The 20,913-nt window shown below is 60.7% G+C and carries 22 protein-coding genes and 1 other RNA gene; 10 read left to right on the plus strand and 13 right to left on the minus strand.

The window, feature by feature from the left end:
* The first annotated feature begins 1 nt into the window (after position 1).
* From Q9295_RS00645 to rpmG, 3 genes are all read left to right on the plus strand, one after another.
* Positions 2–646 carry an N-acetylmuramoyl-L-alanine amidase gene (locus tag Q9295_RS00645; RefSeq protein WP_306678380.1) on the plus strand — a complete coding sequence of 215 codons (645 nt, stop codon included), beginning with the start codon at positions 2–4 and terminating at the stop codon, positions 644–646.
* Between the two features lie 11 nt (positions 647–657).
* An RNA gene (rnpB, locus tag Q9295_RS00650) (RNase P RNA component class A) lies at positions 658–1,085 on the plus strand.
* A 226-nt stretch (positions 1,086–1,311) separates the two neighbouring features.
* Positions 1,312–1,479, plus strand: coding sequence for a 50S ribosomal protein L33 (gene rpmG, locus Q9295_RS00655; protein WP_306678382.1), 168 nt, complete (start codon positions 1,312–1,314; stop codon positions 1,477–1,479).
* A gap of 373 nt (positions 1,480–1,852) precedes the next feature.
* Here rpmG and Q9295_RS00660 read toward each other — a convergent pair whose 3' ends face one another.
* A complete protein-coding gene (locus tag Q9295_RS00660; protein WP_306678384.1) occupies positions 1,853–2,623 on the minus strand; it encodes a Bax inhibitor-1/YccA family protein in 771 nt (256 codons plus the stop codon).
* Between the two features lie 196 nt (positions 2,624–2,819).
* Positions 2,820–3,779 carry an NADPH:quinone oxidoreductase family protein gene (locus Q9295_RS00665; protein ID WP_306678386.1) on the minus strand — a complete coding sequence of 320 codons (960 nt, stop codon included), beginning with the start codon at positions 3,777–3,779 and terminating at the stop codon, positions 2,820–2,822.
* A 346-nt stretch (positions 3,780–4,125) separates the two neighbouring features.
* On the opposite strand from Q9295_RS00665, the gene Q9295_RS00670 reads away from it, so the two are divergent.
* The 3 genes from Q9295_RS00670 (at position 4,126) to Q9295_RS00680 (ending at position 6,897) form a co-directional block, all read left to right on the plus strand.
* Positions 4,126–4,488, plus strand: a complete 363-nt coding sequence (locus Q9295_RS00670; protein WP_306678388.1) for a helix-turn-helix domain-containing protein — start codon at positions 4,126–4,128, stop codon at positions 4,486–4,488.
* A gap of 131 nt (positions 4,489–4,619) precedes the next feature.
* A complete protein-coding gene (locus Q9295_RS00675; RefSeq protein ID WP_306678390.1) occupies positions 4,620–5,417 on the plus strand; it encodes an inositol monophosphatase family protein in 798 nt (265 codons plus the stop codon).
* Positions 5,418–5,541: 124 nt separating this feature from the next.
* Positions 5,542–6,897: an 8-oxoguanine deaminase gene (locus Q9295_RS00680; RefSeq protein WP_306678392.1), complete on the plus strand. Its 1,356-nt coding sequence runs from the start codon at positions 5,542–5,544 to the stop codon at positions 6,895–6,897.
* 19 nt (positions 6,898–6,916) lie between these two features.
* Here Q9295_RS00680 and Q9295_RS00685 read toward each other — a convergent pair whose 3' ends face one another.
* On the minus strand, positions 6,917–7,384 hold the full coding sequence (locus tag Q9295_RS00685; RefSeq protein WP_306678393.1) for a hypothetical protein: 468 nt from the start codon (positions 7,382–7,384) through the stop codon (positions 6,917–6,919).
* 155 nt (positions 7,385–7,539) lie between these two features.
* On the opposite strand from Q9295_RS00685, the gene Q9295_RS00690 reads away from it, so the two are divergent.
* Entirely contained in the window at positions 7,540–7,857 is a 318-nt protein-coding gene (locus tag Q9295_RS00690; protein WP_306678394.1) for a ribonuclease E inhibitor RraB, read from the plus strand.
* Positions 7,858–7,881: 24 nt separating this feature from the next.
* On the opposite strand, the gene guaD is transcribed toward Q9295_RS00690, so the two are convergent.
* Positions 7,882–9,165: a guanine deaminase gene (gene guaD, locus Q9295_RS00695; RefSeq protein ID WP_306678396.1), complete on the minus strand. Its 1,284-nt coding sequence runs from the start codon at positions 9,163–9,165 to the stop codon at positions 7,882–7,884.
* Positions 9,166–9,297: 132 nt separating this feature from the next.
* On the opposite strand from guaD, the gene mgtE reads away from it, so the two are divergent.
* The 3 genes from mgtE to Q9295_RS00710 are packed head-to-tail and all read left to right on the plus strand — an operon-like array spanning position 9,298 to position 11,764.
* The gene (gene mgtE, locus Q9295_RS00700) at positions 9,298–10,668 is read left to right on the plus strand and encodes a magnesium transporter (RefSeq protein ID WP_306678398.1); all 1,371 of its coding nucleotides are present in this window, start codon (positions 9,298–9,300) and stop codon (positions 10,666–10,668) included.
* A complete protein-coding gene (locus Q9295_RS00705) occupies positions 10,665–11,210 on the plus strand; it encodes a 5-formyltetrahydrofolate cyclo-ligase (RefSeq protein WP_306678400.1) in 546 nt (181 codons plus the stop codon). The genes mgtE and Q9295_RS00705 overlap by 4 nt, the downstream gene beginning before the upstream one ends.
* The gene (locus tag Q9295_RS00710; protein ID WP_306678402.1) at positions 11,210–11,764 is read left to right on the plus strand and encodes a hypothetical protein; all 555 of its coding nucleotides are present in this window, start codon (positions 11,210–11,212) and stop codon (positions 11,762–11,764) included. Before Q9295_RS00705 ends, Q9295_RS00710 begins: the two co-directional genes overlap by 1 nt.
* Positions 11,765–11,785: 21 nt before the next feature.
* Here Q9295_RS00710 and Q9295_RS00715 read toward each other — a convergent pair whose 3' ends face one another.
* The 9 genes from Q9295_RS00715 to Q9295_RS00755 all read right to left on the minus strand — a co-directional run bounded on the left by Q9295_RS00715 (position 11,786) and on the right by Q9295_RS00755 (position 20,910).
* Positions 11,786–13,132 carry a DUF8689 domain-containing protein gene (locus Q9295_RS00715; protein WP_373457397.1) on the minus strand — a complete coding sequence of 449 codons (1,347 nt, stop codon included), beginning with the start codon at positions 13,130–13,132 and terminating at the stop codon, positions 11,786–11,788.
* Positions 13,133–13,194: 62 nt separating this feature from the next.
* Positions 13,195–13,698, minus strand: a complete 504-nt coding sequence (locus tag Q9295_RS00720) for an A24 family peptidase (protein WP_306678404.1) — start codon at positions 13,696–13,698, stop codon at positions 13,195–13,197.
* A gap of 8 nt (positions 13,699–13,706) precedes the next feature.
* On the minus strand, positions 13,707–14,564 hold the full coding sequence (locus Q9295_RS00725) for a tetratricopeptide repeat protein (protein WP_306678406.1): 858 nt from the start codon (positions 14,562–14,564) through the stop codon (positions 13,707–13,709).
* Between the two features lie 88 nt (positions 14,565–14,652).
* The gene (locus tag Q9295_RS00730) at positions 14,653–15,213 is read right to left on the minus strand and encodes a tetratricopeptide repeat protein (RefSeq protein WP_373457398.1); all 561 of its coding nucleotides are present in this window, start codon (positions 15,211–15,213) and stop codon (positions 14,653–14,655) included.
* A 27-nt stretch (positions 15,214–15,240) separates the two neighbouring features.
* Entirely contained in the window at positions 15,241–16,218 is a 978-nt protein-coding gene (locus tag Q9295_RS00735; RefSeq protein ID WP_306678408.1) for a type II secretion system F family protein, read from the minus strand.
* Between the two features lie 8 nt (positions 16,219–16,226).
* Positions 16,227–17,195, minus strand: coding sequence for a type II secretion system F family protein (locus Q9295_RS00740; RefSeq protein ID WP_306678409.1), 969 nt, complete (start codon positions 17,193–17,195; stop codon positions 16,227–16,229).
* Positions 17,196–17,204: 9 nt separating this feature from the next.
* Positions 17,205–18,656, minus strand: coding sequence for a TadA family conjugal transfer-associated ATPase (locus tag Q9295_RS00745; RefSeq protein WP_306678410.1), 1,452 nt, complete (start codon positions 18,654–18,656; stop codon positions 17,205–17,207).
* Positions 18,657–18,682: 26 nt separating this feature from the next.
* A complete protein-coding gene (locus tag Q9295_RS00750; protein WP_306678412.1) occupies positions 18,683–19,948 on the minus strand; it encodes a CpaE/TadZ family protein in 1,266 nt (421 codons plus the stop codon).
* A gap of 296 nt (positions 19,949–20,244) precedes the next feature.
* Positions 20,245–20,910, minus strand: coding sequence for an OmpA family protein (locus Q9295_RS00755; protein WP_306678414.1), 666 nt, complete (start codon positions 20,908–20,910; stop codon positions 20,245–20,247).
* Positions 20,911–20,913: the final 3 nt, after the last annotated feature.

The following is a 20,913-nucleotide window of genomic DNA, read 5'->3' on the forward strand; positions in this document are numbered from 1 at the left end:
CATGCCCTCGCTTGTCGTGCTGCATTACACTGCGATGCAAAGCTTTACCGAGGCGCGCGAGCGGCTTTGTGATCCCGCGTATGAGGTCTCGGCCCATTGGCTGATCGGCGAGGATGGACGGACCGAGGCTTTGGTGCCCGAGGCTGCCCGCGCTTGGCATGCGGGCGCAGGCGCTTGGGCGGGCAGGGATGACGTCAACAGCCAGTCGATCGGCATCGAGCTTGCCAATCCCAGCACCCACCCTTTCCCCGAGCCTCAGATGGCGGCCCTTGAGCAGCTTCTGGCAGGGATCCTTCGTCGCTGGCAGATCCCGGCGCATCGCGTGATCGCGCATTCCGATATGGCACCGGGGCGCAAATCCGATCCCGGCCCGCGCTTTGATTGGCGGCGTCTGGCGGCGCAAGGCCTCTCGGTCTGGCCCGATCCCGAAGCACCGCAAGCAGCACCGGCCGGCTTCCGCGATGCCGCCTTGCGCTTTGGCTATCCGGCAGTCGAAGACGCGCTGCTCCTTGCCGCCTTCCGGCTGCGCTTCCGGCCTTGGGCGCAAGGCCCGCTCAGTGCAGTAGATGCCAGTGCGGCCGCCGACCTTGCCCGCCGCTTTCCCGGCTCTGCTTTCACGATTGACGGGGCAGGGGCGCAGGCTTAATGCGGCCCGGTGCGGATGGCTGGATGACCGCGGGCGCCGGGTAATAGGGCGCGCGAGGAAAGTCCGGACTCCATGAAGCAAGGGTGCCGGATAACGCCCGGCGGGGGTAACCCCAGGGAAAGCGCAACAGAGAAGAGACAGCCGCCTTTCGACTTCGGTCACGGCTCAGGCCACAGGCGGTGATGGTGAAACGGTGGGGTAAGAGCCCACCGCGGGACTGGTAACAGGACCGGCATGGCAAGCCCCACCCGGAGCAATGCCGAATAGGGGCCTCGCGCGGGGCAGGTCGGGTTCGCCCGATACCGCCGCAGGGATGCTTCAGCCCGAGAGGCCCGGGTTGGCAGCTGGACCCCCTCCGTAAGGTGGGGGCTAGAGGAATGGTCATCCAAGGGGGCGCAAGCCTTCTGGACAGAATCCGGCTTATAGGCCATCCGCACAAAACACGCCCAAGGCCACGCGCTTAGGGCTGCTTGCCCCCTTTCAGAACTCAAATACCCCGGGCGTGTGGGCGCTGGCCCCCGCTAAAACAGCGATCAAACGTAAGGAAAGCAAGATTCTGCCATCTGCTTTGGGTTTCGCTGTTGACTCCGCGCCCTCGCCGGATAAAAGGCGGGCTCAAGGATTTGCCGGGGGACACGTGTTTCCCTGTGACAGGAGATACGACAATGGCCAAGCCGGTTACGATCAAGATCCGTCTGAACTCGACGGCGGGCACCGGGCACTTCTACGTGACCAAGAAGAATGCCCGCTCCATGACCGAAAAGATGGTTGTGAAGAAATACGACCCCGTCAAGCGCGAGCATGTCGAGTATAAAGAAGGCAAGATCAAGTAAGATCTGCCCTCTGTCAGGCATCAAGCCGACGCAATGCAAGGCCGCACCTTTGGGGGCGGCTTTTTGCATTTCCGGCGCCAAGTTCTGCGAGCTCTGCTGAGCGGTTTCGCCCGGGGTGCTCAGAGCGCCGCGACGGGCGTCAACAACTTACTCTCTAAGGTCGAGATAGGCCAAGCCTCGGGAGGTCCCTGTGCGGCTCTTTTAAGCCCTGAGTGGCCTTTCAGTGGGGCAGAGGCAAGGGGCCTAACCCTCTCAGCCTCAGGCCGTCCCGCGTGGCGGTGGGGCGAATCTGTAGTGCTCTCAGCTACATCCCGTACCGCATAGAAAAAGGGCCGAGGTTACCCTCGGCCCTTTCTTTAACCTTGCAGGCAGATCACTCGCGATTGCCAAGGAATTGCAGCAAGAACATGAAGAGGTTGATGAAGTCGAGATAGAGGTTCAGTGCCCCCATGATCGCCGACTTGGCCATCCACTCTTGGTCCATCGCAGCGGCATGCTGGATGTAGGTGTTCTTGATGTTCTGCGTGTCAAACGCGGTCAGACCCGCAAAGATCAGCACACCGATCACCGAGATCGCGAATTGCAGCGCGCTCGAGCCAAGGAAGATGTTCACGATCGAGGCCACAACCAGACCGATCACACCCATCATCAAGAAGGTGCCCATACCCGACAGGTCACGCTTGGTGGTGTAACCGTAGAGCGACAGGCCCGCAAAAGCGATTGCGGTGACAAGGAAGGTCGAAGCGATCGAGGTCGCGGTGAAGACCAAGAAGATCGACGACAGCGACAGACCCATCAGGGCTGCGTAGACATAGAAGAACAGCTGAGCGCTAGCCGCCGACATGCGGTTGATCATCGCGCCAAAGGCGAATACCATCACCAGCGGCAGGAACATGATCACCCATTTCAGGGGCGAGACGTATAGCGCATAACCAAGCTCGGTCAGGTACTTGCCGTTGCCCAGCGCATATTCGGTCGGGGTCGCGCTCATCGAGAGGCCACCCAGAGCCCAGGCAGCACCGGCCGTGATCAGCATCGCCACGGACATCAGCCCGTAGACCTTGTTCATATGGGCCTTAAGACCCTCGTCAATAGCAGCGCGGGCGCCAACGCCTACACTGCGGATGGTATCGTATTGAGCCATGAAAGCCTCCGATGTTGTCCCTAAGGGCAACGCCGATTTAGGCCGGCGCGGCCTCATGGCTCAATATCGTGGCTTCTGTGTTTCATTTCAAGCGTAACTGGCCAGAAAATGGCCTTTACTCACACGCAGTTGCATGAGTTTTACAGAGCCGCGCGCAGGGGGAGGCGCCCTCCTAAGCTGCAACACCGCTTTGCCTTTATGGCAGCGAGATCACAATCTTACCTGTGGCGCTTCGGTTGCGGATCGCCTCAAGCCCCTGCGGCAGCTCGGCGAGGGACAGCTCAGCCGAGATATGCGGCTTCAGCTTGCCTTGCGCATACCAGTCCAAGAGCTCGGCCAATGAGGCATCCATCTTCTGCGGTGCCAGCGTCAAATAGCCGCCCCACCAAAAGCCGATCACCGAGACATTGCGCACCAAAAGCTGGTTGAGCGGCACCTGCGGCACCTCGCCACCGGCAAAGCCAATCGCCAACATGCGGCCGCCGGGATGGGTGGCGCGCAAGGCAGCCTCAAACCCCGGCCCACCGACGGTGTCATAGACCACATCCACGCCGCCCAGCTCTCGCAAGGCGGCCTTCAGATCGACATCATCACCAATCACCACATCCGCACCGGCCGCGCGCGCCAATGCGGCCTTAGCGTCGCCGCGCACTTGGGCAATCACCCGCGCGCCCATCAGATGGCCAATCTCAACCGCCGTGCGCCCGACACCGCCCGCCGCCCCGGTGACGAATAGCGTTTCTCCCGGTTGCAGCCGCGCCTGATCGGCCAAAGCCAGATGCGAGGTGCCATAGGCAATCTGAAAGCCTGCGGCATGGGCGAAGGGCATGGCCTCGGGCAGGGTCAGAAGGCGCGCGACCGGGACCACGGCCCATTCGGCAAAAGCACCGCTTGGCAGATAGGCCGCAACATGCGCGCCAAGAGCAACGCCCGTCACGCCCGGGCCCAAAGCCTCAACCGTGCCGGCAAGCTCCATGCCCGGGATGAAGGGCAGGGTGGGGCGGTGCTGATAGTTGCCCCGCGCCATCAGGAGGTCGGCGAAGTTCAGCCCCGCGGCGCGCACCCGCACCAATACCTCTCCCAGAGCGGGAGTGGGGCGCGGCTGCTCGACCAACTGCATCGGCTGATCCAACGTTTCAATCACCCAAGCCTTCACTCCGTCTCTCCTATCGCGATGGGGGCAATTTATGCCGGCGGCTGAAGCATCTCCAGTGCACAATTGTCCTGAATGTGACTGGCGCATTGCAAAATGCAAATGCAAACTGCCAATACCGCATTGCGCGAGTCACGAAGTCGTGTGAGGCGATAGTATTGCATCTCGACAGCTTCCGCAGGTTGTTATACGGATGGCGAATTGTAACAGCCCAAATAGTTAGATTTTGAGTGGCATTCATTTGGAATTAGATTTTTTTCAGATACATCTTGGTGGTGGCACGATTTATGCTTGTAAATGACCAGGGGACCCCGCGCTGGGAAAGGCGCTTTTCGGAGTTGTGTAAAGAATGAAGCATCCAGTTGACGCCCATGTGGGCAAACGTATTCGTCATCGCCGTTGGACGGTGGGGATGACCCAGCAGCAGCTTGCCGATAAGGTTGGCATTAAGTTTCAGCAAATCCAAAAGTATGAAACCGGGATGAACCGGGTCAGCGCCTCGCGCCTTTGGGATATTGCGGATGCGCTTGGCGCACAAATTGCCTTCTTCTTTGAAGGACTTGCCGAGGAGCAGGCTGCGCCTGCGACCGCGCGCAACGACCTCATGGCCGATAAAGAGGCGCTTGATCTGGTGCGCTCTTACTACGCTATCCCCGAAGCGCAGCGCCGTCGGTTGTTTGACCTGGCGCGCGTGCTCTCGGAAGCTGCCTGACATCTGCCCCATCGGCCGCCTTCCCCCTGTTGGCGGCGCGATGTGAACTTGACCCTTGCCCCGGCGCTCACTACGCCGGGGCATCATCATTTTTGGGCCCTATACTGGCCCGCGAGTTGGGAGAAGCGCGGATGCGTGTGACGGCGGAAGAAGCGGCAGACCTGGTGGCAACGGCGCATGCCTTGGCTGATGTGGCGCGGCAGGCGACCCTTTTGCACTTTCGCCAAGCCGGGCTCTCGGCCGAAAACAAAGAGAGCGACCGCTTTGACCCGGTGACCGTGGCCGACCGTCTCAGCGAAGAGCGTATGCGTGAGATCTTGGCGCAGCGCCGCCCGCATGATGGCATCCATGGTGAAGAATTTGGTGCAAAATCGGGCACTTCTGGCCTGACTTGGGTGCTGGACCCGATCGATGGCACCCGTGGCTACCTGTCTGGCACGCCAACTTGGGGCGTGCTGATCGCGGTCTCGGACGCCTCTGGCCCGATCTACGGCATCATCGACCAGCCCTATATCCAAGAGCGTTTCGAAGGCGGCCTTGGCCGGGCCGAAGTCAACGGCCCGATGGGCCGGGCCACTTTGAAAGCCCGTCCCGCCCGCGCGCTTTCAGAGGCAATCCTCTTCTCCACCTTCCCCGAAGTCGGCACCGAGGCCGAGGGCGCCGCCTTCCGCCGCGTCTCGCGTGAGGCCAAGCTGACCCGCTATGGCATGGATTGCTACGCCTATGCCTTGCTGGCGGCGGGCCAGATCGATCTGGTGATCGAGGCGGGCTTGCAAGCCTATGACGTGCAGGCCCCGATCGCGGTGATCGAGGCGGCCGGCGGGGTGGTCACCGACTGGCAGGGCAATCCGGTGCATCAGGGCGGCCAAGTGCTGGCGGCCTCATCGCCCGAGCTGCATGCGAAAGTCCTTTCGCTTCTTCAGGGGTAATCCCCGCGCGCCTTGCGGTTGATCGCGCCCCGCGCGCCGCGTAATCTGCGGAGCGCGGGTGCCCGAGTCCTTCCCCCTTCTGTCGGTCCGCCACATCGTTCCACCGAAGGGGAATGAGGGAACGATGACTGATATTCTCATTCGTAATGCCGCCGCCGTTGTCACGATGAACGCCTCTCGCGCCGAAATCGCGGGCGGCGAGGTGCTCATTCGCGGCGGCGTGGTCGCCGAAGTGGGTAAGGAATTGCTTGCCTCGGGCCAGGTGGGGGCAGGGGCTGAAATTGTCGATGCCACGGGCTGCGTGGTCACGCCCGGCCTCGTGAACACGCATCACCACCTTTACCAAAGCCTCACGCGCGCGGTGCCGGGCGGCCAAGATGCGCTGCTTTTTGGTTGGCTGAAGACGCTTTACCCGATCTGGTCGCGTTTTGGGCCTGAGGAGATCTTTACCTCGGCCCAGACCGGCCTAGCCGAGCTGGCGCTCTCGGGCTGCACGCTGACGTCGGACCACCTCTATCTCTATCCCAACGGCGCGCGGCTGGAAGACACCATCCATGCCGCCGCCGAAGTGGGGCTGCGCTTTCACCCCACGCGCGGCGCGATGAGCATCGGCGAATCTGCCGGTGGCCTGCCGCCCGACAGTCTGGTCGAGGTCGAGGCGGCGATCCTTAAAGACATGGAGCGGGTGGTCGATGGCTTCCACGATGCCGCTGAAGGTTCGATGTGCCGGGTTGGCCTTGCGCCTTGCTCGCCCTTCTCCGTCTCGCGCGATCTGATGCGCGATGCGGCGCTTTTGGCGCGGGCAAAGGGTGTGATGCTCCACACCCATCTTGCGGAAAACGAAGAGGATATCGCCTATTCCTTGGAGAAATTCGGCTGCCGTCCCGGCCAATATGCCGAGGATCTGGGCTGGACCGGTCCTGATGTTTGGCACGCCCATTGCGTCAAGCTTGACCATGCCGAGATCGGGCTTTTCGCGCGGTCCGGCACCGGCGTCGCACATTGCCCCTGTTCAAACTGCCGTCTTGGCTCGGGCATCGCGCCGGTGCGGGCGATGCGGGATCGCGGCGTGAAGGTTGGGCTTGGCGTCGACGGCTCGGCCTCAAATGACGCCGGCAATCTGGCGGGCGAGATGCGGCAGGCGATGCTTTTGCAGCGCGTCGCTCTGGGGGCGGATGCGATGGGCGCACGCGAGGCTTTGGAGATCGCCACCTTGGGCGGTGCGCAGGTGCTGGGGCGGTCGGATTGCGGCAGTCTCGAGCCCGGCAAACGCGCCGATATCGCGCTTTGGGATCTGCGCGGGGTTGAGGCCGCGGGCGCTTGGGATCCGGTGGCCGCTTTGGTCTTTTGCGGCCCGCAGAAGGTGCGCGACCTTTGGGTCGAGGGCCGCCGCGTGGTGCGCGACAGCCAGATGGCCACCATCGATCTGCCGCGCGTGATCGAGCGTCAGAACCATCTGGCGGCCAAGCTGGCAGGCTAGCCGCCAGCCTGCTAAGCCTTTAACGGCGCGAGGGAAAACCAATGAGGGCGGTCAGGAACAACACTGCCGCCCCACCTGCCCAAAGCATCGCCCCTAGACCCAGAAAGTCAGTAAGGCGCGGCAACAGCTCAGCGATATTATCGCTCGACGGGATCGGCAGCCCCATCGCGCGCGCCTGATCTTGCAGCTGAAACACGCCGTAAGCCACCATTGCCACGGCACCGCCACCGGCCAAAAAGGCCAGCAGCCGCGAGGGCAGGCCGATCATGGCCAGCACTGCAAAAAGCGCCGCCAGCGCGAAAGTGGACAGGAACGCCAGCAGCTCAGGCGAATGGCTGGCCATGTCCTGCACCGTCTTCAGGTCAGGCTCGAGCAGCTTAACCATCTCCCACGGCACGATCCCCAGTTCCGGCACCGAGGACTTTAGCCAAGGGAAAAACAGGCCCCCGACCATGGCAAGGGCAGCAAGAATGGCGATGGCACGCATAAGATCTCTCGGGTGGTTCTTGAACTGCTGCTATTGTTGCGGCGAGAGGCGGCGCGGCGCAAGCGAAACCGGCAGCTCAGATGCGCTCGTCGTCGCCCCGTGAGGCCTAAGAAGCCACTGTTGAGAAGCGCTTTGAGCTGGCGTAGAAGGGGGCCATGAAACACAACTATTCCGCCCAGAAAAAAGAGACCTATGACACCTTCCGCCAGTCGAAAGGGGTCAAGCTGCCGCAGCGCGCCGTGGTCGATTACGCCTTTTTCGTCGAAGAGCTTGATGCCAATTGGAACGGCTTCGAGCAGGCGCTGAAGGCCAAGGGCTACAAGGTTAAACGGTTGAACGACAATGAAACCGTGATCGCCTCTTACGGCCCGATCGAGTTCAACGCTGATGAGGTGTGGCGCTGGGAATCCCGCGCGACCGAGATCGCGCTGGAGTTTGATTTCTACCCAGACGGCTGGGAAATCGACGCCTAATCAACCGCTTGCAAGGCGCGTGGCTTAGCTGCGCGCCTGCTTCTTGCCGCCGATCCAAACCTCATGGATCGCCCGATCATCGCCCATCATGATGGTCGGGAAAAGCTGCTCCCATAGGTTCGACGCCCGCCGCGTGGCTTGCTCGATCCCGAAGGTCGAGGCGAGGTCGACCACCACCAGATCCGCCTCCATTCCGGCCGCGATATTGCCGATCTGATGCTCGGCATGCAAAGCCCGGGCCGAGCCTTGGGTGGCCAGCCACCACAGCTGCGCCGGATGCAAAGCCTCACCGCGCAACTGGGCGATCTCATAGGCTGCTGCCATCGTGTGCAGCATCGAAAAGCTTGACCCGCCGCCCGTGTCGGTGGCCAGCCCAACCCGCAACTGCCGCGCCAGCCCCATGTCAAACAGCCCCGATCCGATGAAGGTGTTCGAGGTTGGGCAATGCACAAGGCTCGCCCCGGCCTCGATCAGCCGAGATTTTTCGCGCTCTGTCAGGTGGATCGCATGGCCATAAAGCGCGCCTTCGCGCAGCAGGCCCTGCGCCTCATAGGTGTCCAGATAGTCGCGCGATTGCGGGAAAAGGTCCTTCACCCAAGCGATCTCATCGGTCTGCTCCGACAGATGCGTTTGCATCAGGCAATCGGGGTGCTCGCGCCACAACTGCCCCATCGCCGCCAGTTGCTCGGGCGTTGAGGTGGGCGAGAAGCGCGGCGTGATGACGTAGGAGAGCCGGTCAACCCCATGCCACTTCTGCAAAAGCGCCTTACTGTCGTCATAGGCGCTCTGCGCGGTATCGCGCAGCCCCTCGGGCGCATTGCGGTCCATGCAGGTCTTACCGGCATAGATCCGCTGCCCACGCTTTTGTGCCGCGCCAAAGATCGCATCGACCGAACCGGGATGGATCGTGGCATAGGTGCAGAAACTGGTCGTGCCGTGGCTCAAGGTAAGATCGAGATAACGCTCTGCAATTTCAATCGCATAGCTTGGGTCCGTAAAGCGCATTTCCTCGGGAAAAGTGTAACCGTTCAGCCAGTCGATCAGTCGCTTCCCCCATGAGGCGATCATCGCCGTCTGCGGGTAATGCACATGGGCATCGACAAAGCCCGCACTGATCAGAGCGCGGCCATAGTCATGGCGCTGCGCCTGCGGATGCGCGGCCTTCAGCGCCGCAGCCTCTCCCACCGCGGCAATGCGGCCATGCTCGACCAGCACCGCGCCCTCGCTGATATGGCGGGCGGCGCTGGGGCCTTCGACAAAGGGATCGGCGGTGAAGGACAGAACCTGCCCCAAAAGAAGGTCGGCCATCTTCGCTCCAGTCGGTCAAGGGTACTGCGGTGCCTTATCATAAGCCGTCGGGCCTCAAAGGGAATTCGCCGCTTTCTTCTGTTTCCCAGAAACTGCTTCCGGTAAGGTCGGGGCAATTGGTTGTGAGGGTGCATGGCAGAAGATTGGGCAAACCGTGACGATGAGGCTGAAGCCTCGGCCCGGCTGACGGCCGTGCGTGAGGCCTTGCACGACAGCAACGCCGAGGCGCTGGAAGCCCTGCTTGAGCCGCTCCATCCCGCCGATATCGCCGACCTTTTGGAGCAAATCGGCCAAGGTGAGCGCGAGCAGTTGCTGACCCTTTGGCGCGGGGGCGTCGATGGGGACTTGCTCTCCGAGATCGACGAATCGATCCGCGAAGAGGTGATCGACTTCCTGCCCGACGATGTCGTCGCCGAGGCTGTGCGTGAGCTTGAGACCGACGATGTCGTTGATATCCTTGAAGATCTTGACGAGCCGAACCAAGAGAAGATCTTGGGTGCTTTGGAGCGCGCCGACCGCGTCGCGGTTGAGCGGGCGATGGGCTACCCGGAATATTCCGCCGGTCGACTTATGCAGCGCGAGGTCGTGGTTGCGCCTGAGCATTGGACCGTGGGCGAGGCGATCGATTTCCTGCGCGGCTCGGACACGCTGCCCGATCAGTTCTACCATGTGATCCTGCTCGATCCGCGGATGAAGCCGACGGGCTATGTCACGCTAGGCCGCATCCTTTCCGCCGCCCGCAGCACACCCCTGCGCGAGATCATCGAGGACAGCTATCGCACGGTGCGCGCCACCGATCCCGAGGCCGATGTGGCCTATATTTTCCAGCAATATCACCTGATTTCCTGCCCCGTGGTCGATGAAAACGGCCGGCTTGTGGGCGTTATCACCATCGATGATGCGATGAATGTGCTGGATGAAGAGCATGAGGAAGACATGCTGCGTCTGGCCGGGGTCGGCGACGAAAGCTCGATCCAAGATGGGGTTTTTGACACGATCAAAAGCCGAATCCCTTGGCTTTTCATCAACTTGCTGACTGCAAACATCTCGGCTTTGGTGATCGGCCAGTTCGAATCCACCATCGGCCAGATCGTGATCCTTGCGGCGTTGATGCCGATCATTGCCTCGATGGGCGGGATCGCTGGCACGCAAAGCCTCACCATCGCGGTGCGGGCCTTGGCGACGCGCGACCTTACCGTCTCAAACGCCATGCGCGTGGTGCGGCGTGAGGCGGCGGTGGGAGCGATCAACGGGCTCAGCTTTGCGATCTTGATGGGCCTCGCTGGCTGGCTGATCCTGGGCCTGCCAATGCTGGGCGTGGTGCTGGCGCTGGCCATGGTGATCAATCTTTGCGTCGCGGCTTTGGCAGGCATTTTGGTGCCGCTCGCACTGGACCGCATGGGCTTTGACCCGGCGCTTGCTTCGGGAACATTCGTGATGACCGTCACGGATGTCGTTGGATTCTTTGCCTTTTTGGGCCTCGCAACGGTGATGCTGCTATGACAGATGTGAAATCTTTGGCCCGTAAGGCCGCCTATGCGGCCCGCAAAGAGGCCTTTGCGCGTGGCCAAGGCCAAGCGGCGGAAATCCTTGCAGATTTCCTCGCTGGCCATGCTGGTGTCGCGCTGTCGGGCTATCTGCCGATCCGCACCGAGATTGACCCATTGCCCGCCATGATCGCCCATCGCGGGCCGGTGGGCGTGCCGGTGATCCCGGCTCCAGCCACGCCCCTGAAGTTCCGCGAATGGAGCCCGGGCTGCGCCATGGAAGACGGTGGGTTTGGCACCCAAGTCCCGGCCGAGGGCGCTTGGATTGAGCCCGCCGTGCTGATCGTGCCGCTCTTGGCCTTTGACGCGCGCGGCTATCGTTTGGGCTATGGCGGCGGCTTTTACGACCGCACTTTGCAGCTTTTGCGCTCCAAACGCCCCACTTTGGCGGTGGGTTTTGCCTTCGCCGCGCAAGAGGTCGACGAAGTGCCGATCGACGCTTTTGATCAGCGTCTCGATCTGATCATCACCGATGAGGGTCTTCGGGAGTTCGCTTGATGCGTTTGGCGGCATGGGTTGCGGGGCTATTCTTTCTGGCGTCGCCCGCCGCCGCCGGATGTTTCACCGCCGAAGAGCCGCCCGCCCAGCTGCATTTCCGCTCGGGCGGCACGCTGGACTATCTCTCCATCACCGAGGATGTGCTGACCTATCGTGGCAGCGGCTTCACCTCGCAACTGCTGCACGGGCTATGGCCGCTGGGCAGCGAGAGCGAGGGCTTCACTCTGCGCTATACTTGGGCCGCACTGCCGCCCTCTTTGGCCCAGATCAGCGCCCAAGGCGGCAAGGCCCGGATCGAGGGCAGCCGTCAAACCAACAGCCTTCCGGCAGAAGCAGTTGTTTCCGAATTGGAAATAATAGCCGAGGAGTTTCTCGACTGGGAGGATTGCCGCTATAAGGTTTTATGGCTGCGCAAAACTCTGATTATCGACGGGGATGTGGAGTCAAAGGGTGAAATTCTCTTTGCTCCGGGGGTAATGATCGTTTTTACCACCAAGGTGCTTGATCCAGCGACAGGTGAGTGGCTCACCCATCAGCTGGAGTCATTGCAATAATGCGCCGATTTTAATTGCCAATCAGCGCGTGATTGTTTCCATTTTGACAAACATATTGTCCCAAGCGCGATCAATCAGCTCGGGCGTCATCTGATAGGGAATGCCCTCAAACTCGCAAACGGCAATCATTTGGTCGATCAGATAGACCGGCTGATAATTGGCGTAATTGTTTTGAATGGTTGGGAATTTTACCTTCAGAAGATGCATCAATGCGCGCTCATCCAGCGGCATATTCTTCTTCTTGGCGACCATTGCAAAGATCTTCAGGAAGTTCTGCTGATCCGGCCCGTCGATCTTGATCTTGAAGAAGATCCGCCGCAAAGCCGCGCCGTCGAAGATCTCATTGGGATGGAAGTTGGTGGAGAAGATCACCAAAGTGTCGAAGGGCACGGTGAACTTTTCACCTGATTGCAGCGCCAGAATATCGCGGTTTTCCTCAAGCGGAACGATCCAGCGGTTGACGATCTTCTGCGGCGGCTCGGCTTGGCGGCCAAGGTCGTCGATGATGAAGATGCCGCCCGTCGCCTTCAGCTGCAAAGGCGCCTGATAGGTTCGTGCCGTGGGGTTATAGGTCAGGTCCAGCATGTCCAAGCTCAGCTCGCCCCCGGTGATCACCGAAGGCCGCTCACAATAGACATAGCGGTTGTCATAGCGGTTCGAGGTCCGGCGCAGCGCGGTCGGATCATCCATATTTGCCTCGGCCGAGGCATGGACGATCGGGTCATAGACCGAGATCACCTGACCAGAATATTCAATCGCTCTGGGCACATAGATCTTATCGCCCAAGGCGGCGCGGATGCCGTGACTGATCGAGGATTTGCCGTTGCCCGGCGGGCCGTACATCAAGATCGATCGGCCCGAGGTCACTGCGGGGCCAAGGTTCGACAAAAGATCGGGCGGCAGAATCAGATGCCCCATCCCAGCCATCAGCTGAGCGCGGCTCAGCTTGATGTTGCGCACCGATTGGCGGGCGATCTGGGCGCGGTAGCTTTCCAGCGGCACCGGCACAGCGCCGTAATATTCCGATTGCGAGAGCGCATCCAAAGCGCGCGCCTTGCCAGCATCGGTCAGCTGATAGCCCATTTCATTGCCCGAAGTGGCATGCATCGTGCCCATCGCTTCGAGCATGCGCTGGCCGCGCGCCATATCGATCAGCTCTTGCGTCAAAGGCACCGAGAGGCAGATCGAACGTGCAATCTCCGACACCAAGGATTGGTTGGTGCGGAACATCGTCTTCAAAAGAATGTCGCGCAGCATCACCGGGTTGATGCCCACCTCGGCCATCGTCCGCGGGGTAGGGGGCGGCTGCACCCCCGAGTTTTGCCCCGGGTTTGCCGCCAGCGGCGCCGCATTGGCTTGCATATTCATCAACAGCCCCTCTGCTGGGCCCACAGATCGGGCCTTTCAGCAGTCCGTAGCGGGCAAAAATGTCAGCCTTTGGGCAGGAAGGCGGCGAGAAGGTAGATCACCACCATCGCGGACAAAGCCAGTCCCATCGGGAATTTCTTATGGGTCCAGCTCTTCCACTCGGGCGTCATCCGCGTCACCGCGGGGATGGCGCGCAAGCCGCGGTGGACCACAAAAGCTCCGATCGAGCAAATGGCGTAGAGAGCGGCGATGAACATCGGATCCCCGGCGGTGAAGATGCCTGCCATCGCGGCGGCGAATTTCGCATCTCCCGCGCCGAAAAGCCCCGCGATGTTGCCGATAAAGCCCACGACCAGCACGATCACCATGATGCCGATGCCCAAAAGCCAAAGCTGCCAGGGGAAGACCAGCCAGCCCAGCAGCGGCCAAAGCGCCGCCATCGCGATCACGGCTTTATTGGGGATCTTCATCCGCGCCATATCGCTCCAAGCGACCCAGATCGCGATCGGAAGCACGAAAGGCAGGAAAATCAGTGCTTCACGCAAGGGAGGGTTGGTAAGATCCATGGTTCGCCTCAGGGTCTGACATTGGCATCGAGCGCGGCAAGGCTGCGCGCGGCGGCCTCGAAGTGCTGCGGATGGGTATCGACGGCCTGTTGCAAGAGGCCCTTGCCGACCGAGACATCGCCTTGTTTGATCGCGGCCAGCGCCATCGTGTAAAGAAGCTCCGCCCGTTCGGTCTGGGTCATCTCGACCACCGGCAGGTCATATTTGCGCTGTGCGGCCCGCGCCATCACAAGGTTGTTCTTGGCGGTAAAGGCGCTGGGGTCATATTTCAGCGCCTCTGTGAAGAGCCGCTCAGCCCCCGCATGATCGCGGCGGGTCAGTTTGGAGAAGCCCCAGTTGTTCAACACGCCCGCGGGTTTCGCCGTCATGCCGGCCGCGATCTCGTAGAAGCTGTCGGCCTTCTTCCAGTTCTTCTCGCTGTCAGCGACCATCGCTTCCAGCCGGTAGCGGTCATAGCTCTCATGGGTCGGCGGGATCGAGTTCAAGACCTGTTTGGCCTTATCCCATTGATTCGAGCGGATATAGGCGTCCGCCAGCATCACCCGATCTTCCATCGTGCCATCGGCCGTCGCGGTGACCTTCTCCCAAACGCCAGCCGCTTCCGTGGGTTTGCCGGCGCGCGACAAAGACTTGGCCAATCCGCGCATCAGATCAACCCGGGTTGGATCTTTCTGCAAAGCGCCCCGGAAATAGGCGACCGATTCATTCGGATCGCCCACCGTCAGCATCAGGTCATTCAGGTTCGAGGCATCGATGACATTGACGTCTTTGATCGCGCGTTGCACCTGCGCATCCGAGCCGCCACCGCAGCCCGACAGCAGTGCCGTGCCGCCAAGGCACAGCGCGAGAATAGACATGTGGCGCATTTTGCGTCCTTTTCGTTGACCGCTCGGTCTCGTCTCAGTGGTCTCGTCGTCGTCTTAGAATAGCGTCTCAGTAATCAAGTTTGGCCGCTTACAGCTGCGTCAAAAGCACATATTGGCCCTTGTCGCGGCGCACCAACTGATACTGCCCCGGATCCTCTTGCCCGCCATCATATACATTGGCCTCGGTTGCCGCGATAGCACGCATCAGATTCTGCCGGATGGAGTCCGATTGGCCACTGTCGCGCGCATAGGCTTCTTCGAAAACCCGCCGCGCTTCGCCCATCTTGCCTTGTTCCATCAAGACCACGCCCAAGTTGTTGAGCGCGGGCACGAAGCCGGGCTCAGCCTCGATCGCGCGGCGCAGGATCTGCTCGGCTTGGCCCAGGCGTCCCAGCTTCAGATTGGCCGAACCGACGGCCGAGAGTGTATCTGCATTCACCCCATGCGTGCCGGCTGCACCGTAATAGGCCTTCAGCGCCAGCTCATATTCGCCCGCTTCCATCAGCCGGTGCCCCACCAGCAGCGGGTCAACCGCATTTCCTTTGGGATCAACACCATAAGGTGCGTTCCGCGATGCGCCAAGGCCGCCCGTATTGCCACAGGCGGCCAGCAGAAGAATCGTCAAAAGCGCTGTAACTGGTCTCGTCACGTCGTCCCTGAACGGCCATTGGCCTTACTAATTGCCCACCATCGCGCCCATCATCGTAGCGATGCCGTGGACGGAAGGGCCGATCAGGATGACCAGCAAGGGCGGCACAGTGAAAAGCATTGTGCCAAGTGTAAGCTTGGTCGGCAACAGGTTCGCTTTCTCTTCGGCCCGCATCACGCGTTTGTCGCGCATATCGGCAGAATAGACACGCAAGGCATCGGCGATCGAGGTGCCGAAGGTGGCCGATTGCACCAAAGTGGTCACGAAGGAGGCAACGTCGGGCAGACCCACACGGTCCGACATATCCTTCAACACCGTGACGCGCTCCTTACCGGCCTTCACCTCATTGCTGATGAGGTCGAACTCATCGGCCAAAGCCGGGTGGCCGGCGCGGCTTTCCTTGGCCACGCGCAGAATGGCTTGGTCCAAGGACTGGCCTGCCTCAACGCAGACCAGCATCATGTCCAGCGCATCGGGGAAGCCTTCGGTGATCTCATTCTGGCGCTGGGTCATCCGCTTGTTGACCCAGTATTGCGGCAGGTAATAGCCCAAGGCGCCGGGAAGCAGAGTGTAGATGATCATCGACTGGGTCGTGACCTCTTCATTGGCCGATTTAAGCAGCGCATAGAGGATTCCAAGCGCCAGCGCGCCAAGGCCGAAGACCATCTTCGCCGCGTGATACATATGCACGGCGCTTTTGTCGGGATAGCCCGCGCGCAAAAGCTTCAGCCGGATGCTCGACATCTCCTCGGCCTTTTGCGGCTCAAGGAAATGCGCAAAACGCTCTAGCTTCTCGGCGCGTCCGCCGGTGTCGCGGCGCAAGGTGCGGTCTTCCGGCTTGCCGGTGCGCGCCTCACTCTTCAACTCCGAGAACCGGTCGCGCTGCTTGTTCATCATCGTCGGCAGTGCGACCAAAATCAGCAGCAGCCCCGCCAAACCCAAGGCGATCAGCGGCCCCAGCGGGCCCATCATATCGACCAATTTCGCATTCAACGCGGTGAGCATGGCGACCCTCAGACCTTGATATTAACCATGATCTTCATAAAGATCACGTTGATGACCAAAAATGCCAGCACGACAAGGGCTGCCGGAACAAAGGCGGCGGTCTGGCGCACGTCGTCGTAATAATCCGGCTTCAGCACGTTGATCATCACCAAAGCCAGGATCGGGAAAGCCGAAAGGAACATGCCCGACCATTTGGCCTCGGCGGTGATGGCGCGCACGCGGCGGAAGAGTTTGAACCGTGCCCGGATCACCTTGGCCAAGCCCTCAAGGATCTCGGCCAAGTTGCCGCCCGAGGTTTGTTGGATCGCCACGGCCACCGCCAAGAAGCGCAAATCCTGGCTGTCCATCCGCTCGGCAAAGGCTTTCAAGCTTTCGGCGATATCGCGGCCATAGGCGGCTTCATCCGCGATCACGCCAAATTCTGACCCCAAAGGATCGGCGACCTCTTTGGCCACAATGCCAATCGCGGCCGAGAAGGGGTGACCCACCCGCAAAGAGCGCACCATCAGCTCAACCGCATCGGGCAGTTGCTCTTCCAAAAGCGACATGCGCTTTTTGGCCTTGTTGTTGATCCAGACATAGACGCCGCCAACCCCCATGCCGATCGCCAAGAAGACGCGAATGCCAAAGGCGGCTTCGGTGCCAACGGTCAGCGCAAGGAAGGAGAACACCGACAGCCCCGCCATGATCCCAACCAGTTGCGAGGGCGAAAAGGCGATATTCGCCCGTTGCGCCTTCTTGGCCAAAATCGAATAGAGCGGGATCGATCTTGAGTTCAGGTGTTGGCTCATCTCCTTGCGGAGTTGCTCCAGCACTTGCTCGCGGTTGCCATTTTTCTCCAGCAGCGTCAGCCGCCGCGAGATCCGGTTGTTCAGGCTGATCGATTTGCCAAAGACGGTAAGGTAGAGCCCCTCGACAAGGACCACCACCGCCACGAAAACCAGAATATAGATGAGGGGCGCTGCACTGATCTGCATGGTGCTACCTTAAACGATGGGTTCGTAGATCGAGGCGGGCAGGTCGTAACCCCACTGCCGGAAGCGATCAGAATAGGCCGAGCGGATGCCAGTGGCGTTGAACCGGCCGATGATCTTGCCCGAAGGCTCAATGCCCAAGCGCTCATAGCGGAACACTTCCTGCATCGAGATCACCTCGCCCTCCATGCCGGTGATCTCGGTGATCGAGACCATGCGGCGCGAGCCGTCTTGCAGACGTGAGGCCTGCACGATCAGGTTCACAGCGGATGCGATCTGGCTGCGCACCGCCTTTAGCGGCATGTCGATGCCGGCCATCGCGACCATGTTTTCCAGACGCGAGATGCCGTCGCGCGGGTTGTTGGCGTGGATCGTGGTCATCGAGCCGTCGTGGCCGGTGTTCATCGCTTGCAACATGTCGATGACCTCCTCGCCGCGGGTTTCCCCCACGATGATCCGGTCCGGACGCATCCGCAAAGCGTTGCGCAGACAGTCGCGCTGGGTGACGGCACCTTTGCCTTCAACGTTGGCCGGGCGGCTTTCCATCCGGCCCACATGCACCTGTTGCAGCTGAAGTTCGGCGGTGTCTTCGATGGTCAGCACCCGCTCGGTATTGTCGATGAAAGACGACAAAGCGTTCAGCGTGGTGGTTTTCCCCGAGCCCGTGCCGCCCGAGACGATGATGTTCAACCGGCAGGACACAGCCGCTTGCAGATAGGCCGCCATCTCTTCGGTGAAAGCGCCAAAGCGCACCAGATCCGAGATTTGCAGCTTCTCTTTCTTAAACTTCCGAATCGATACCAGCGAGCCATCCACCGCCACCGGCGGCACCATGCAGTTAAAGCGCGAGCCGTCAGCCAGTCGCGCGTCGCAATAAGGGTTTGATTCGTCGACGCGCCGGCCCACGGCCGAGACGATCTTGTCGATGATGCGCAGCAGATGTCGCTCGTCGCGGAAGGTAACGTCGGTCAGCTCCAGCTTGCCGGCGCGCTCAACAAAAACCCGTTTCGGACCGTTCACCAAGATATCGTTAACGGTCTCGTCTTTCAGCAAAGGCTCCAGCGGGCCAAGCCCCATGACCTCGTCATAAAGCTCTTGCACCAGGTTCAGCCGGTCGTCCTTGTTCAAGGCAACCGACATCTCGTCCAGCGCCTCCGAGGCGAGGGCCGAGATCTCCTGCTTCAGGCTTTGCTCGCTGGCATGTTCCAGCGCGGAAAGGTTCAGCGTCTCCAAGAGCCGTTTGTGCAGCTCAAGCTTCAGCTCCATCATCCGCGCTTTGCGTTTGACCTCTTTATCGGCCGCCACCACTTCGGCCGCGCTGCGTGGTGCCCCACCCGTCGCAGGGCGCATCGCCGTCGAGGGCGCAGCTTGGGCCGGACGTGCCGCCGCAGGTGCCGCGGTCGAAGCGGGGGATTGGACCGCGGGCTTGGCAGGGGCGCCATCTTTTTTGAAGCGGCTGAACATTCATCTAACCCTTTATTTGCGCGGTCTTATTTCTTGCCGGTCTCGGCAGACTTGCTCAGGTCATGCAAAGATTTGGCAAGCTTTTGCAGCTCTTTGCGCAGCGGGTTTTTATGGGCGCTGCTCGCCAGCGGTAAGCCGTGGTCATTGGCTTGCGTCACTTGGGACCCACCGTCCGGCAGCTGCACTTCGATGTCGATATCCAAGCTTTCAGCCATCCGCTTCACCCGGCTTTTTGCCGAAAGATCGGTGAATTTCGGCGCACGGTTCAGCACATAGCGCAGCTTCTCATGCGGCAAGCCTTCCGCCTTCAAAGCCCGCACGAAGCGCAAAATATTCTGCGCCGAGCGTAGATCCAGCTCAAGCATGGCAAAATAGATATGTGCCCGCGTCAGCACCGCTTCGGTCCATTGCACCACGGTGGTGGGCATATCGATCACGACATAGTCGAAATTGGCCAGAGCCAGATCGATCAACCGGCCCAGATCCTCGCCCGAGATGATATCCAAGGGCAGCATATCGCCGGGCGCGGTGAAGACATGCAGCTTCTCGTTATACTGCTGCATGGTCTTAATCAGGCTGTCGGCATCCGCAGCGGTCGGATCGGTCAGGATCTCAAAGATCGCCTCTTTGCGTGGCAGATCCAGATAGGTCGCGGCCGAGCCATATTGGAAATTAAGATCCATGAGGCAGACGCGCGGTGCCGTCTTATCGGCATTGGCCAGCTCCCAAGCGAGGTTAACCGCAAAGGTCGATGTGCCGCAGCCGCCGGCCATTCCATGCACCGGCAACAGCACACCATGACGGTCGCCCTTGGCCTTGAAGGCCGGGGTAGGGGCCTCTTCACTGGTCGCAGGGGCCATCCTTGGGGCGATGGTGTCCTGCTCGGGACGGCGCACCCGCTCAACGGCGTCGCGCAGCGCGCCTTCGGGCAGGGGGTAGGGGACGAAGTCATCCGCCCCCAGCCGCATCAGCTGGTGCAAAGCCATCGGGCTCACTTCATTGGCAACCAAGATGACCCTGATCGCGCTTTCTTTGGCGCGGCGGATCACGTCGCTGATCCGGCTCAGATCACTTTCATCATTTGCATCCACCGCAATCGCGATGAATTCCAGTGATTTGGACTCAGGCTGGTCCAGGAAAACCAAGGCATCGTCGAATCCCAGATCGCCCCAGGCTTCACCCAGCTCGGCTTCCATATCGTCGATGAGAATCTCAAAGTTCTGCACATCGCGCGACACGGTGCACGCAATGATCGGTGCGGGTTCCGGTTGCAGTGTAGCTACACTCGTCATCTGCCTCATGCCCTTTCTGGCGGTTCAACCGGGCGCTGTAAGGTTCAGAATCAACGTCTGATTCTTGCTTCGCCCCGAAGACCGCATGGCAGTTGTTCCCTGCCATGACCGTTCCTAACAGCTTAAAAATGACCGTGGATAACGGCGAGATTGGGGCCAGATTGGCGTCAATCCTTGGTATTTGCGGGTCACTGCTGCGTCTTTTGATAATGGAATGGGCCGGGCGCTTTGGCGTCCCGGCCCATCGTTAACCTTGTTTATATAGCGAATCTGTGCGCCGTCCCTTTCGGGCCGGCTTAATTCGTCGACGGATTGGTCTGCGTCTCGATCACGACATTTTCAGGATGCGGACGCTCGGCCAGGCTGGTGGTATAGGTTTTCCAGATCACAGCCGCATATTTGCCGTTCAACACCATCGGATGGTTCGACACAAAGCCCGAAACCTCCGTCACCGTGCGGCGGTTGCGCTGCTCGGGCTGGTTGGTTTGGATGATCGGCCGGGTCTTGCCGTAGCTGACCACGGCTTCAAGCCGCGAGCGCGAGATGCCCTTGCCCACAAGGTAGTTCACGACCGCATTGGCGCGGCGCATACCCAGATTGTAGTTGTAGCCTTGGCTGCCCACCAGATCGGTATGGCCAAAGACCTTAAAGCGCACTTCGGGGAACTGGCGGATGAAATTCGCCTGTTTGTCCAAGATCGCCATCGTCTCGGCCGTCAGCTCGGCGCGGTTGAAGGCGAAGGTCACCGTGTCGGGCACTTCATTCGAGAAACGCTGCGCCAGGGCGACGGTATATTCCATCTCGCCCGATTGCAGCAAAGTGTTGTGCATCGTGGCATTGCCGAATTGGCCTCCATCGACGCCAGCACCCAGTTCACGGTCAAAGCTGGTCGTCGATTCGCCGCAAGCTGCCAGCGTCAAAAGCGCGCCCGAGGACAGAATAGCCTGAAACATCCGGGTCATGGC

Source organism: Pseudogemmobacter lacusdianii (assembly GCF_030848395.1).
Classification (GTDB): Bacteria; Pseudomonadota; Alphaproteobacteria; order Rhodobacterales; family Rhodobacteraceae; genus Pseudogemmobacter; species Pseudogemmobacter lacusdianii.

Coding starts and splice junctions, on each gene's coding strand:
- Q9295_RS00720 (WP_306678404.1), bottom strand. CDS start 13,698: ATGGATCTTACCAACCCTCCCTTGCGTGAAGCACTGATTTTCCTGCCT.
- mgtE (WP_306678398.1), top strand. CDS start 9,298: ATGGCAGAAGATTGGGCAAACCGTGACGATGAGGCTGAAGCCTCGGCC.
- Q9295_RS00735 (WP_306678408.1), bottom strand. CDS start 16,218: ATGCTCACCGCGTTGAATGCGAAATTGGTCGATATGATGGGCCCGCTG.
- Q9295_RS00660 (WP_306678384.1), bottom strand. CDS start 2,623: ATGGCTCAATACGATACCATCCGCAGTGTAGGCGTTGGCGCCCGCGCT.
- Q9295_RS00740 (WP_306678409.1), bottom strand. CDS start 17,195: ATGCAGATCAGTGCAGCGCCCCTCATCTATATTCTGGTTTTCGTGGCG.
- Q9295_RS00710 (WP_306678402.1), top strand. CDS start 11,210: ATGCGTTTGGCGGCATGGGTTGCGGGGCTATTCTTTCTGGCGTCGCCC.
- Q9295_RS00690 (WP_306678394.1), top strand. CDS start 7,540: ATGAAACACAACTATTCCGCCCAGAAAAAAGAGACCTATGACACCTTC.
- Q9295_RS00705 (WP_306678400.1), top strand. CDS start 10,665: ATGACAGATGTGAAATCTTTGGCCCGTAAGGCCGCCTATGCGGCCCGC.
- Q9295_RS00685 (WP_306678393.1), bottom strand. CDS start 7,384: ATGCGTGCCATCGCCATTCTTGCTGCCCTTGCCATGGTCGGGGGCCTG.
- Q9295_RS00725 (WP_306678406.1), bottom strand. CDS start 14,564: ATGCGCCACATGTCTATTCTCGCGCTGTGCCTTGGCGGCACGGCACTG.
- Q9295_RS00680 (WP_306678392.1), top strand. CDS start 5,542: ATGACTGATATTCTCATTCGTAATGCCGCCGCCGTTGTCACGATGAAC.
- Q9295_RS00745 (WP_306678410.1), bottom strand. CDS start 18,656: ATGTTCAGCCGCTTCAAAAAAGATGGCGCCCCTGCCAAGCCCGCGGTC.
- rpmG (WP_306678382.1), top strand. CDS start 1,312: ATGGCCAAGCCGGTTACGATCAAGATCCGTCTGAACTCGACGGCGGGC.
- Q9295_RS00750 (WP_306678412.1), bottom strand. CDS start 19,948: ATGACGAGTGTAGCTACACTGCAACCGGAACCCGCACCGATCATTGCG.
- Q9295_RS00645 (WP_306678380.1), top strand. CDS start 2: ATGCCCTCGCTTGTCGTGCTGCATTACACTGCGATGCAAAGCTTTACC.
- Q9295_RS00755 (WP_306678414.1), bottom strand. CDS start 20,910: ATGACCCGGATGTTTCAGGCTATTCTGTCCTCGGGCGCGCTTTTGACG.
- guaD (WP_306678396.1), bottom strand. CDS start 9,165: ATGGCCGACCTTCTTTTGGGGCAGGTTCTGTCCTTCACCGCCGATCCC.
- Q9295_RS00715 (WP_373457397.1), bottom strand. CDS start 13,132: ATGAATATGCAAGCCAATGCGGCGCCGCTGGCGGCAAACCCGGGGCAA.
- Q9295_RS00675 (WP_306678390.1), top strand. CDS start 4,620: ATGCGTGTGACGGCGGAAGAAGCGGCAGACCTGGTGGCAACGGCGCAT.
- Q9295_RS00670 (WP_306678388.1), top strand. CDS start 4,126: ATGAAGCATCCAGTTGACGCCCATGTGGGCAAACGTATTCGTCATCGC.